Below are 13,205 nucleotides of genomic sequence, written 5' to 3'. Positions count from 1 at the left end.
CGAATGACCATAAAATTACTCTGCATAGGAAAGACCGATAACAGGGAGCTAAAACAGCTTATTGAGGTTTATAAAAATCGACTTCAGTTTTATAATAAATTTGAAATTGAAATTATTCCAGATCTTAAAAAGACGAAAAATCTCGATGAGAATCAGCAAAAAGAAAAGGAAGGAGAATTAATTCTGGGTAAAGTGCAGAATTCTGATTACCTGGTGATTTTAGATGAAAATGGAAAAGAATTTTCTTCAGAAAAATTTTCAGCATATATTCAAAAGCGATTAAATAGCGGTCTCAAGCAGCTTATTTTTGTAATTGGTGGCCCTTATGGATTTTCTGAAGCAGTTTATCAAAGGTCAGACGCAAAAGTTGCCCTTTCACAAATGACTTTCTCCCATCAAATGGTGCGATTATTTTTTACCGAGCAATTATACCGTGCTTTTACAATTTTAAAAAATGAACCTTACCACCACCGCTAAAACACATCCTATGGAACTTGTATTCGCTACGCACAATAAGAATAAGCTTGAGGAAATTAAATTTCTGTTTCCACATTACATCAAACTTTTATCTCTGGATGATATAGGTTGTGATGAAGAAATCCCGGAAACTGCCGACACTATAGAAGGTAACGCCATTTTAAAAGCAGAACATGTGAGAAATCGATATGGGTACGATTGTTTCGCCGATGATACAGGTCTCGAAGTGGAAGCACTAAACGGTGAACCTGGCGTTTTCTCTGCCCGGTATGCAGGCGATGATAAAAATGATGCCGCAAATGTGAGGAAATTGCTTAGTCAATTAGAAGATAAAGAAAATCGAAATGCGCAATTTAAAACTGCAATAGCTTTAAATTTAAACGAAAGGCAAAACTTGTTTACAGGAATTTGCAAGGGAGAAATTATAAAAGAGCAGCGCGGCGATAAAGGTTTTGGATACGATCCTATCTTTAAACCTGAGAACTTCAAAAAGACTTTTGCAGAAATGAGCCTAAGCGAAAAATCTAAAATAAGCCACCGCTCAATAGCCTTTAGAGAGCTAATCGCCTATCTTTCAAAATAAAGCAAGTAGATAGGTGTTAATTGCTATCTAAGCCGTACCTTTGCCGCTTATTTAATTTTTTATATGAACAAATTTGAACAATTAGGTTTAAACCCTTCTATTCTTAAAGCAGTCGAAGAAATGGGTTTTACAGACCCCAGTGAAATACAGGAAAAAGCAATTCCTGTTTTACTAAACGAAGATACCGATATGGTGGCATTAGCCCAAACCGGTACAGGAAAGACAGCTGCTTTTGGATTCCCGCTTATCCAGAAAATAAACGTAAGTAAAAAACATACCCAGGCATTAATTCTTTCACCAACACGTGAACTTTGCCTGCAAATTACCAACGAATTAAAGAATTACTCTAAATTTGAAAAAGGTCTTAATCCGGTTGCTATCTATGGTGGCGCCAGTATTACAGATCAGGCACGTCAAATTGAACGTGGAGCTCAAATTATTGTAGCTACTCCGGGACGTATGCAGGATATGATTAATCGTAACCTGGTAGATATTACTAAAATCGAATATTGTGTTTTAGATGAAGCCGATGAGATGCTTAATATGGGCTTCTTTGAAGACATTAAAGCAATTCTTTCGCATACACCAAAAGAAAAGAATACCTGGTTATTTTCTGCAACTATGCCAAAAGAAGTTGCAATAATCGCCAAGAAATTTATGCGTACTCCTATTGAAATTACCGTAGGATCTAAAAACCAGGGAACATCTAATGTTTCTCATGAGTTTTACCTTGTAAATTCAAGACAACGTTACGAAGCTTTAAAAAGACTGGCAGATGCCAATCCAGATATTTTTTCGGTGATTTTTTGTCGAACAAAAAGAGACACTCAAAAAGTAGCTGAAAAACTTATCGAAGACGGGTACAGCGCTGCAGCATTGCACGGAGACCTTAGTCAGAACCAGCGTGATTTGGTGATGAAAAGTTTTAGAAGCAAACAAATCCAGATGTTGGTCGCTACAGATGTTGCTGCCCGTGGAATTGACGTAGATGATATTACTCATGTAATCAACTACCAGCTTCCTGATGAGATTGAAACGTACACTCACCGTAGTGGCCGTACCGGTCGTGCAGGGAAAAGTGGAGTTTCTATGGTAATTGTTACTAAAAGTGAAATGCGTAAAATCAAAAGTATTGAGCGTATTATTCAGCAGAAATTCGAGCAAAAAGATATTCCTGACGGAATGGAAATTTGTCGTGTTCAGTTGTTTCACCTTGCCAACGATATCAAGGAAACAAAGATTAATCCCGAGATAGAAGCTTATCTACCCAGTATTAATGAGGTTTTGGAAGATTTTACCAAAGAGGAGCTTATTAAAAAGTTCTTTTCTGTAGAATTCACCCGATTCTTCAACTATTACAAAAATTCTGAAGGTTTAAGCTCTCCTTCCGCTCCGGCAGATGGTGGTGGCTCTGGAGACTCTACGCGTTACTTTATTAATGTTGGTTCCAAAGATGGATTCGATTGGATGAGCTTAAAGGATTTCCTTAAGGCAACTCTGGACCTTGGACGTGACGATGTTTACAAAGTTGATGTAAAAGATAGCTTCTCTTTCTTTAATACTGATGCAAAAAATACCGAAAGTGTTTTAAGTACATTTAAAGACTTTAAACATCAGGGTAGATTTATAAATGTTGAAGAAACTACAGATACCGGCGGACGTGGAAAACGCGGCGGCGGTGGCGGTGGCGGTCGCAAAGGAGGCAAATTCAATAAAGGCGGAGGAAAATCTGACTTTAAAGGAGGTGGCGGAGGCCGCAGGCGTTCAGAAAGTAGCGATTCGGGAAGAGGAAAAAAATCCGGTAACCGAAGCGGTAACATTGAAAGCTCTTTAAAAAGAAGACGCAGTAAAAATTAAATTCACATCTGGCGCCTAAATTTTCAATTATGGCATTGTTTTTTATAAGTATTTTATAATTTAGGCGCCAATTGTTATGAAGAAATTCCTTTTTACCTTTTTACTACTTATTTTATCTCTCCAGGCATTCGCACAGGATGTCGTATCAGGAACCGTTATGAATGCGGCCGATGATAAACCTATTGAAAAAGTACATATCGTAAACCTCAACCAGGTTAAAGGTGCCGTTAGTGAAGAAGATGGAACTTTTGAACTACAGGCCACGGTTAACGATACGCTGTATTTTTCGTACCTGGGATTTAGATCTATAAAAGTTAGAGTCACAAACGACTGGCTTAAATATGGAAGTGTAAAAGTAAAAATGACCGAGTTAGGAATTGCCCTGGAAGAAGTAGTTTTAAAACCGGTAACACTTACTGGTTATCTTGAGATTGATGCCAGGAATATTCCTATTTATGAAAATAACCGTTACAGCATCTCCGGATTAAATGCCGGTTATGAAGGCGGAGATAATTCAACTAGCGCGATTTCCCGTACATTAGGAGCAATCTTTAATCCTGCCGATTTAATGCATAATATTTTTGGTAAAAAGCCGAAACAAATGCGAAAACTAAGGCAGATGAAAGAAGATGACGAAATTAGAACGCTGCTTAGAAATAAATTTGACCGGGAAACGCTTATCGCCCTACTACCAATTAATAAAGTAGAGATTGATGAAATTCTGCAACGCTGCAGCTATTCTAAAGATTTTTTAAGATCGGCCAACGATCTGCAAATTTTGGATGCTTTAAGTGGTTGTTATGAAGAATATCGAGTGCTGCAACGAAATTAAATCTTCACCCCTTTTTCCATTCTAGTTTTTAATTTGATCAAACCTTTTTCAAGGTCCTGTCCCATTAATTTATCGGGGCTATAAAACAAGCTCATCACTGAAAGTGGAAAAGGTAAATTACCACGAATTCCCCAAACAACTTTAGATTTTCCGGGTTCCAGTTCTTTTGCTGCGAAATAGGTTAGCAAACTTACTTTCACCGGTTTTACAAATAACACTCTTGTTTCAAAAACTCTTGGGTGTTTTACTTTTATAATCTTTTGAAGACCTTCCCCTATTTCATTATTTTTACTCCTCCAGTAAATAGCCGCCCCCAGTTTACCATCTTCCCCTTTGTGTTTTAAAACAGCCTTAGGATGTTTTGAAAACCACGGTACCCAAACCGGATGTTTTTTTAATTGCCTTACATAACTAAACACTACATCGCGTGGAGCATTAATAACCATAGTTCGGCTTATGTCATATTTTTTCTTTGCCCAGGCGTGCAAAAAAGCAATAAAAGTAATAAACGCTATAAGTAGGTAGAAGAAAAGGGTCATTCGTTAAAATTATTCAACTAATTTAAGGATTTTCTGTATCGTATTGCGCTATAATTGAATCTGAATTCTTAATACATTTCTTCAGCCAATCATATTTAAGACTAATTTTATCTTCTTCAGAAAGTTGCCAGGCAATTTCACTGTTTTTTAAACGAGAAGTAATGCTCTGTAAAATTATAGCTGCAGAAACCGATATATTAAGGCTTTCGGTAAATCCAACCATAGGAATATGCAATCTACAATCGGCTTCTTTCAATATTTCCTCGCTTAGACCATCTTTTTCAGTTCCGAAGAAAATAGCTGATGGCTTTTCAATATCAAAATCTTTAAGTGTTGTACTTTCTCCGTAAGGTGTGGTGGCTACAATTTGATAGCCTTTAGCTCGTAATTCTTTAATACATGCTTTTGAAGTAGAATACCGATTAACATCTACCCATTTTTGAGCCCCCATTGCAATCTCTCTGTCTATTCTTTTAGGCTTGCGCTCCTCTATCACATGAATGTTCTGAATCCCAAAAACCTCGCAACTTCTAATTACAGCACTGGTATTATGCAGCTGGTAAACGTCTTGCGTTGCAACCGTAAAATGATTGGTGCGCTGCCGAATAACTTTATCAAACAAACCGATTCGTCTTGGTGTGAGAAAAGTTTCAAGATGGTTTAACAGGGTAGTTTTTTGCATAGGCTAAAATTATAAAACCCGACTCGAAGTCGGGCGTTTTCAGGAGGAATATTTTAAAATTTTTCAGCTAAAAATTTTAGGCTCTATAATACTGATCTTATTAATTCTCGGATCATTAATAACAAAGAAAAACCCGGCCTCATCGAGACCGGGTTTTTAATTTTAATGAAATTACAAATTCTAAGAATTAGAACCTACATTTCCCTGAGCTACAAGAGTTCCTAAATCTTCTGCACTTAAGTGCACGTTTAGATAACCATTATATTCTAAAAGCTCATTATAATCTATCATTTCTCCATCTTCTCCTTCTTCAGTATCATTAAAGGCGGAAACATTGGTCATACTCATTCCGGTATCACCATTAACTGAATTTAAAGAGATCGCGATATCTCCAGGAGCATCAGCAACAGATCCCATGTGGATGTGTGCAGGGTGAATTCCTCCATCAAGTGTTCCTTCTAGCATAATAGTTACCAAAGTCTCACCATTTACACGTTCTTCAAACATTGCTGTTCCCATTATTCCATCAACATCTGCAGTCCCAAGGTTATAAGAAGCTGACTCTCCAGTCAATTCGTTTTGACCGATATCACTCTGTGCTACAAGAACATCAAGTTGATCTGCGCTTAAGTGAACATTTACATAACCATCATAATTCAATACATCTTCGTATCCGAATTCAGTATCATCATCAAGCATAGCTACGTGAGTCATACTCATTCCTGTTGCTCCATTTACTGGAGTAAAAGTGAAAGCAATTCCGCCTGGACCTTCAGCAGCAGTTCCCATATGAATATGAGCCGGATGCATTCCATCTTCCGGAGTTCCATCTAACATAATAGTTGCTAAAGCTTCTCCACTCATTCTTTCTTCAAAAATTACAGAACCACTAATTCCATCAACAGCTTTCTCACCTAATTCGTAAGTTTTGCTTTCACCGGTTAATTCGTTAGCTCCTATATCTCCCTGAGCTACGACCGTACCAAGTTCTTCTGCACTTAGGTGAACGTTAACGTAACCATCATAATTCAGCACTTCTTCGTAACCAAATTCTGTATCATCGTCTAGCATCTCAACCTGAGTCATACTCATTCCGGTTGCTCCATTTACAGGATTAAAAGTAAAAGCAATACCTCCTGGACCTTCAGTAAAAGAGCCCATATGAATATGAGCCGGGTGCATTCCATCTTCCGGAGTACCATCAATCATGATCGTTGCAAGAGCAGCACCGCTCATACGTTCTTCAAACATCACTGTTCCGCTAATTCCTTCAACAGCTCTTTCATCAAGCTCGTAAGATTTAGTCTCACCTGTAAGTTCGTTACCACCAATATCATTTTGGGCAACTAGAGTTCCAAGTTCATCTGCGCTTAGGTGTACATTTACATAACCATCGTAACTAAGTACATCGCTATACATAAATGTGGTACCATCGTCTAATGCAGCAACATTGGTTTTACTCATTCCTGTTGCTCCGTTAACCGGATTAAAGCTGAAAGCAATACTTCCCGGAGCTTCAGCAACAGAACCCATATGGATATGTGCCGGGTGCTCACCGTCTTCCGGAGTTCCTTCAAGCATAATGGTTGCTAAAGCCTCACCATTTACTCTCTCCTGAAACATTACATTTCCAGAAATTCCTTCTACAGCTCTTTCTTCAAGCATGTAGTTTTTAGATTCTCCCGTAAGCTCATTTACACCGATATCTCCCTGTGCTACCAAAGTACCAAGATCGTCGGCACTTATATGCACGTTGATATATCCATCAAAATTAATAGCTTCTTCATAAGTAATACTTGTTCCATCATCTAAGGTAGAAAATGTTGTAGTACTCATTCCGGTAGATCCATCAACAGGCTCAAAAGAAACTGCGATATCACCACCTTCGGCAGCAGTATTGTAATGAATGTGTGCCGGGTGCATTCCTCCGTCCGGAGTACCGTCTAGTTCAAGTTCAACGGTTGTGCTATTATCTTCATTCTCCATAAAGGTAGCTGTACCGGAGATTGAAGGATCGGCAACCGAATAAAGTTCGAAAGATTTTGTTTCTCCTTCGAAATCGTCGCCATCCCCATCGGGATCTACTGCATCATCATCACTGCTACAGCTCATAATCATAAACGGTAAGGCTAAAAACATAGCCAATAAAAATTTTTTCATAAGTTTAAAAATTTAAGTTATTAGTAAATTTAGAGTTTGGAAGACGCAATTAATTTTCGCTTCCGTTATCTAATCTATCTATAGATACGGGCTACCAGGTTTTAACGGATGTTAAGGTTTATAAAAATGACTCATAAACTATGTTAATATGAAAAAAATAGTAATTCTTACCGGTGCTGGGATTAGTGCCGAAAGCGGTATCCAAACCTTTAGGGATGCCGATAACCTTTGGGAAGGTCACGATGTTATGGAAGTGGCTTCCCCTATGGGGTGGGAAAACAACCAGGAGTTAGTTTTGGATTTTTACAATAAAAGACGCCGGCAATTATTAACGGTAGCACCCAATGCTGCACATAATGCTTTAGCCGATTTAGAAAAAATTTATGATGTAGAAATTATTACACAAAACATAGACGATCTGCACGAAAGAGCCGGAAGTACAAATGTCACCCATTTACACGGCGAGCTTTTAAAAGCAAGAAGCACTTTTAATGAAAAACTAGTAATGGACTGGAAGCAGGATATTAATCCGGGAGATTTCTGCGAGTTTAATTATCAGCTTAGGCCACACGTTGTTTGGTTTGGAGAAGCTGTACCAATGTTTGAAAAAGCGATGGAAATTGTTGCAGAAGCTGAAATACTTATTATTGTAGGAACTTCCATGCAGGTTTATCCCGCGGCAGGCCTGGTAGATTTTGCGCCAAATAGAATACCTGTTTATTTTATAGATCCGAAACCAAATATTTCAGAAAAAGGAAACTTACATATCATTGTAGAAAAAGCTTCAGTAGGCGTGCCTAAACTCGTTCAGGATTTAATAAATTCGGCATAAAAAATTGAGGGTAATGATAGAAAAAGAAATGCCGCTGCGGTTTTAAAGATTATTTGGAAGCAGTATCTTTACGGCTTTTAATTTATAAATCAAATACATGACACCGCTAACCGCCATTTCCCCAATAGATGGAAGATATCATTCCAAAACCAAACAACTTTCAGCTTATTTTAGCGAAGAAGCGCTGATAAGGTATCGTGTAAAGGTTGAAGTAGAATATTTTATCGCACTTTGCGAATTGCCGCTACCTCAGCTCAAAGACGTAGATCATTCGGTTTTTAGTGACTTGCGAGCTATTTATGAAAATTTTACTACGATTGATGCGCAAGCGGTAAAAGAGATTGAAAAAACTACCAATCACGATGTAAAAGCGGTAGAATATCTTATAAAAAATAAGTTTGATGAATTAGGCCTGGAAGCTCACAAAGAGTTTATTCATTTTGGACTCACATCCCAGGATATTAACAACACGGCCGTTCCATTAAGTTTAAAAGATGCAATTGAAGCCGAATATATTCCGGAAATAGAACAGATTATCAGGAAATTAACCCAATTTTCTCAAGACTGGGCTAACGTACCTTTACTTGCAAGAACCCACGGCCAACCTGCTTCCCCTACCCGTTTAGGTAAAGAAATAGAAGTTTTTATCACCCGTTTAGAGTCTCAATTAGATCTTTTAAATAAAGTACCACACGCGGCGAAATTCGGAGGTGCCACGGGAAATTTCAATGCACATAAAGTGGCTTATCCAAATATTGACTGGAAAGAATTCGGAAGTAATTTTGTTCAGGAAAAACTCGGTTTACACCATTCTTTTCCCACTACCCAAATTGAGCATTACGACCATATGGCCGCTTTATTTGATGGCTTAAAAAGGATAAATACCATTTTAATAGATTTAGATCGCGATATCTGGACTTATGTTTCTATGGATTATTTTAAGCAGAAAATAAAAGAAGGTGAAATAGGTTCTTCGGCAATGCCGCATAAAGTGAATCCTATAGATTTTGAAAACAGCGAAGGAAATTTAGGTATTGCCAATGCTATTTTTGAACACCTTTCAGCAAAATTACCACTTAGCCGTCTGCAACGTGATCTTACCGACAGTACGGTGCTAAGAAATATTGGCGTACCAATGGGACATACCAGTATCGCTTTTAAAAGCACTTTAAAAGGCCTGGATAAATTATTACTTAATAAAGAAAAGCTGAATGAAGATCTGGAAGCGAATTGGGCTGTGGTTGCTGAAGCTATTCAGACAATTCTGCGCCGGGAAGGATTTAAAAATCCATATGAAGCCTTGAAAGGTCTAACACGAACTAACGAAAAAATCAATAAAAAGAGCATCGCAGATTTTATTGAAACCTTAGATGTTTCTGAATCTGTAAAAGAAGAACTTAAAAAAATCACCCCACAGAATTATACGGGGATTTAAAATTAAAAAGAGGTTGTTTGAAGGTAGACCCTGAAACAAGATGAGGGTGACGAATCTCCATTAAACAACCTCTTCAATAGTTTTCAACTAAAAAACTATTCTTCAATTTCAGTTTTAAACATTCCTGTAATTCCCTTAAGGCCGTTTACATCTATATCTCCTTTATCCAGGGATTTCATTAATTCCATTAGTTTCTGTGGATTCATATCTTCACCTAGAACACGGGCTACTCCAACTCCTTTGGTGTCATCATAACCATATACGATAATTTCATCTATCGCATCTTCATTTCCGGTAAAATAGATTTCCGCTCTACGGTCGTTTGAGCCATATTTCATTAAAAGCTGATACTTTTCATCCTGAAGAATACTGCTTAATTTTGTTTTTTCAGCTTCATATTCTTCTTTGTTTTCTTTCACCGGTAAAGCCAACAAATTTATCTTCTTCACACTTTCCAGTGTTGCTTTTTGATTTTCATCCAGCTCTTCAGTATTTGTAAACATACTGGTAGGGACGTCTAAAGCTATGAACTTATTATCCTGCTGATTTTCTACATAGTATTCCTGTAAACTCGGCTCGTTTGCACAGGAAACAAATGCAGCAGCAGCCAGAGCCAGACCTAAAATTTTTATTGATTTCATTTTATATGAATTAAAAGTTATTCTAAGATTTATTTTCTACATTTTTAAGCTCTTCAGCACCGGGAATTTTAAGGTCTGATGTTAAGCGCGATAATTGCGAAAGGTCTATTTCCCCGGTAATACTCAAGATCACAGAAATTAGTTCTCCTTCTTTTTCACCTTCCATAAACATAAACAGCTCGCTTACATAATTATCGTTTTTTCCTCCTTTTGAATAAAACCGAATGTTCTTACCGTCTTCATTTATCCGCATTAACTGCTCTAAAGAATTTGAGCTTAAATAGCTCTCTACGTCTTTTTGCATCTCACTTCTAACCGACGCCGTGGTACTGGTGAACATTTTAATCTCATCAAGGTTTTCTATAAGCTTTAGATATTCCCGGGCTTCAGGATTATCTTCACTTAAATCTACTTTAGCAAGCATTTTAAACATCTTGCTGGTCATCACCATCGCATCAACATCCTTCATGTTTTCATACTTGGCAAACGACTGGGCCTGCGTTATTATTGGTAAAAGTCCAATAATAATAACTATTGCTATCTTTCTCATGGGTTATTCAGTTTTGATAAATTTATCTTTGGTGTTATTAAATTCTTTTAGGTAAATAAGGTTTTCTTTGCCCTCGTTCATTAATTCGGAAACCATTTTTAAAGCCTCCATACTTTTTTGCAATGCTTCTTCTTTATCCTGAATAGTGCCAAGATCGCTTTGATTCATTTCCATAGGTTTATTCTGAAAAAAGAAAAGTCCGACTACTAAAATTATACTTGCTGCAATCGCAGTCCAGAGATACCTATTACCTTGTTTTGATGCAGGCATTTCTACTTCCCGTTCCATTTTTTGCGCACCGGTTTTTTCAGAATATGCAAATAATAACTGATATGTTTTTAAATTATCCGTCACTTCATTATTTTGGAAATATTCCCGAAGTGCTTTTTCGTCAGTCAAAGATGTTTCCCCGGCATCATATTTTTCCAGTAATTCTTTAATTTTTTGTGATTCCATAATTATGCTTGTTTGTTAAGCTTTCCCGAATTTTCTTTCTTGCTCTGGATAATGCTACCCTAATGGCCGTTGGTTTCATCTTTGTAATTTCAATAATTTCTTCAAATTCCAATTGCTCAATATCTCTTAGCTGAAAAACAATTTTTTGTTGTTCGGGCAGCTGGCTTACAATTTTCTCTATCCAGTGCATTTCATCTTTAACTTCCAATCCCTTTTGAAGCGAAATTGAATTGTTTTCATAATTCTGATGAACAATTCTTAAATTATTGTTCTTTTTAGCTTTTAATTCATCTAAACAGTAATTTTTTGTAGTTGTCATTGCAAAAGCTTCAACATTGGTATAATCCTTGATTTTATCTTTCCGAGCCCATAGTTTAAAGATTACTTCCTGGGTAGCATCTTCGGCTGCTTCTTTAGAAATAAGCATTCGCAATGCGAGCCGGTACATTTTATCTTTAACCGGGTTTATTTTGTCCAGGAAGGCTTGTTGTTTCATTGATAGTTGGTTTAATAACCTTCTTACCTTTAAAACGATTAGCGGTAATAATTGTTACAAAAGGATTTTGAATTTAATTTATTGTGGGTATTTTTAGCAATCTAAAACAAACTTAACATTTATGAAGATTAATAAACTTATTTTACTTTTATTCTTATCTGCCGGGATTTTAAGCTCCTGTTCTAAAGACGATGACGATGAACGTTTTCCAGTGGAACCAGGAGGTAAGGATCCAGACGAAACTCCTAATTTAGAAATTGAGAATTATTTATATGATGCCATGAGCATCTATTATGTATATGAAGCTGATGTTCCTGAATTAGGACAGAATTATTTTGATTCTGAAACCGATAAGGAGGAATGGTTGGCTGGTTTTGACTCTCCCGAAGATCTTTTTAGAAACGGACTCAAAGTTCCTGCACCTAAAGATCGCTTTAGTTTTATAGTAGACGATTATACTATTTTAGAAAACAGCCAGAGTGGAATTAGCACTACAACCGGTATGGACTACGGTTTGGTAAGAATTGGAGATAATGGTGTGTTGGCCTATGTTCGGTACGTAATTCCCGGAAGCCCTGCAGACGAAGCCGGAGTTACACGAGGTGTGCTTTTTACCGATATTGATGGTGAAACAATGACCCTTGATAATTATCAATCTCTTTTAGGAAGAGATGGCTATGAAATAAGTGTAGCTCAAATTAATAATGAGACAAACACTATTAGTAATACCGATGAAGTTATAGCGCTAAATAGAATAGAAATCACCGAAAATCCTGTTCTTCTATCTAAAGTTTTAGAAGTAGATGGTGTAAATGTAGGCTACATCATGTACAATAGTTTTACTGCAGATTTTGATGGTGAATTAAATGCTGCTTTTGGAGAATTGCAAGCTGCAGGTGTAGACGAATTGGTTTTAGATCTTAGATATAATGGTGGTGGTTCTGTAGAAAGTGCGGTAGATCTTTCCAGTATGATTACTGGGCAGTTTGAAGGTGAAATTTTTTCTAAACAAACCTGGAACGATCTTTTGCAAAGCCAGTTTACACAAGAAGAATTGGTAGACAGGTTCAATGATAAAATTAGAACCGAAGAAATGATCAACAGCCTTGGGCTAACCAAGGTTTACATTATTGGTACGAGATATACAGCCTCAGCCAGCGAGTTGGTGATGAATGGCTTGGCTCCTTACATAGATGTTATACACGTTGGAGAAGGTACAGTTGGAAAATTCCAGGCTGCTGCCCCTTTATATGATTCTCCTAACTTCACACGTCAAAACCGCAACCCTAATCATAAATACGTAATACAACCACTTATTTATGAATCTAAGAATGCGAATGAAGATGCTTATTACGAGGAAGGTCTAATTCCTGATATTGAAGCTGAAGAAGATATTGTAAACCTCTTGCCATTAGGTGATCCTGAAGAGCCATTACTTGCTGCTGCTTTAGCCGATATTACTGGTAACAGAATGGCAATCCCGGCAGTTTCTCACGATTCCAGATTTACTAAAATTGGAGAACGTGGTGATACTGATGTAGATTATCAAAGAATGTATGTTGACGAAATTCCAGAAGAAATCAGAAAAAAAGCTGCTGAATTCAAGAAATAATTTTAAAACCATATTAAATGCAAAAGCCCCGTTTCTTAATTGAAATGGGGCTT

14 protein-coding genes are annotated in these 13,205 nt (G+C 37.2%); 7 read left to right on the top strand and 7 right to left on the bottom strand.

The window, feature by feature from the left end; all coding sequences use genetic code 11:
- Positions 1-3: 3 nt before the first annotated feature.
- From rlmH to LB465_RS13910, 4 genes are all read left to right on the top strand, one after another.
- Complete coding sequence (rlmH, locus tag LB465_RS13925) at positions 4-477, top strand: 23S rRNA (pseudouridine(1915)-N(3))-methyltransferase RlmH (RefSeq protein WP_224470475.1); 474 nt, start codon at positions 4-6, stop codon at positions 475-477.
- A 10-nt stretch (positions 478-487) separates the two neighbouring features.
- Positions 488-1,060, top strand: a complete 573-nt coding sequence (locus LB465_RS13920) for a non-canonical purine NTP diphosphatase (protein WP_224470516.1) — start codon at positions 488-490, stop codon at positions 1,058-1,060.
- A 63-nt stretch (positions 1,061-1,123) separates the two neighbouring features.
- Positions 1,124-2,917: a DEAD/DEAH box helicase gene (locus LB465_RS13915; RefSeq protein ID WP_224470474.1), complete on the top strand. Its 1,794-nt coding sequence runs from the start codon at positions 1,124-1,126 to the stop codon at positions 2,915-2,917.
- A gap of 76 nt (positions 2,918-2,993) precedes the next feature.
- Positions 2,994-3,749, top strand: coding sequence for a carboxypeptidase-like regulatory domain-containing protein (locus LB465_RS13910; RefSeq protein ID WP_224470473.1), 756 nt, complete (start codon positions 2,994-2,996; stop codon positions 3,747-3,749).
- On the opposite strand, the gene LB465_RS13905 is transcribed toward LB465_RS13910, so the two are convergent.
- The 3 genes from LB465_RS13905 to LB465_RS13895 form a co-directional block, all read right to left on the bottom strand.
- The gene (locus LB465_RS13905; RefSeq protein ID WP_224470472.1) at positions 3,746-4,288 is read right to left on the bottom strand and encodes an SRPBCC family protein; all 543 of its coding nucleotides are present in this window, start codon (positions 4,286-4,288) and stop codon (positions 3,746-3,748) included. The genes LB465_RS13910 and LB465_RS13905 overlap by 4 nt on opposite strands.
- Before the next feature lie 22 nt (positions 4,289-4,310).
- Positions 4,311-4,970 (bottom strand): TrmH family RNA methyltransferase, encoded by a 660-nt coding sequence (locus LB465_RS13900; protein WP_224470471.1) that lies wholly within the window; start codon positions 4,968-4,970, stop codon positions 4,311-4,313.
- A gap of 180 nt (positions 4,971-5,150) precedes the next feature.
- Entirely contained in the window at positions 5,151-7,130 is a 1,980-nt protein-coding gene (locus tag LB465_RS13895) for a superoxide dismutase family protein (RefSeq protein ID WP_224470470.1), read from the bottom strand.
- 148 nt (positions 7,131-7,278) lie between these two features.
- Between LB465_RS13895 and LB465_RS13890 the strand changes: the two genes are divergently transcribed.
- Complete coding sequence (locus tag LB465_RS13890) at positions 7,279-7,962, top strand: SIR2 family NAD-dependent protein deacylase (protein ID WP_224470469.1); 684 nt, start codon at positions 7,279-7,281, stop codon at positions 7,960-7,962.
- A 97-nt stretch (positions 7,963-8,059) separates the two neighbouring features.
- Positions 8,060-9,397 (top strand): adenylosuccinate lyase, encoded by a 1,338-nt coding sequence (gene purB, locus LB465_RS13885; protein WP_224470468.1) that lies wholly within the window; start codon positions 8,060-8,062, stop codon positions 9,395-9,397.
- A 95-nt stretch (positions 9,398-9,492) separates the two neighbouring features.
- Here the strand turns inward: purB and LB465_RS13880 are convergent, their stop codons facing one another.
- From LB465_RS13880 to LB465_RS13865, 4 genes are read right to left on the bottom strand one after another with little or no spacing between them, the layout of a single operon-like run.
- The gene (locus tag LB465_RS13880) at positions 9,493-10,038 is read right to left on the bottom strand and encodes a DUF4252 domain-containing protein (protein WP_224470467.1); all 546 of its coding nucleotides are present in this window, start codon (positions 10,036-10,038) and stop codon (positions 9,493-9,495) included.
- A gap of 22 nt (positions 10,039-10,060) precedes the next feature.
- A complete protein-coding gene (locus LB465_RS13875) occupies positions 10,061-10,588 on the bottom strand; it encodes a DUF4252 domain-containing protein (protein ID WP_224470466.1) in 528 nt (175 codons plus the stop codon).
- A 3-nt stretch (positions 10,589-10,591) separates the two neighbouring features.
- Positions 10,592-11,044, bottom strand: a complete 453-nt coding sequence (locus LB465_RS13870; RefSeq protein WP_224470465.1) for a hypothetical protein — start codon at positions 11,042-11,044, stop codon at positions 10,592-10,594.
- On the bottom strand, positions 11,025-11,540 hold the full coding sequence (locus LB465_RS13865; protein WP_224470464.1) for an RNA polymerase sigma factor: 516 nt from the start codon (positions 11,538-11,540) through the stop codon (positions 11,025-11,027). The genes LB465_RS13870 and LB465_RS13865 overlap by 20 nt, the downstream gene beginning before the upstream one ends.
- A gap of 121 nt (positions 11,541-11,661) precedes the next feature.
- Between LB465_RS13865 and LB465_RS13860 the strand changes: the two genes are divergently transcribed.
- On the top strand, positions 11,662-13,152 hold the full coding sequence (locus tag LB465_RS13860) for a S41 family peptidase (protein WP_224470463.1): 1,491 nt from the start codon (positions 11,662-11,664) through the stop codon (positions 13,150-13,152).
- Positions 13,153-13,205 lie beyond the last annotated feature (53 nt).

The sequence above is a fragment of the Salegentibacter lacus genome (assembly GCF_020164555.1).
Classification (GTDB): Bacteria; Bacteroidota; Bacteroidia; order Flavobacteriales; family Flavobacteriaceae; genus Salegentibacter; species Salegentibacter lacus.
This window is presented reverse-complemented; position numbering and strand designations above follow the sequence as displayed.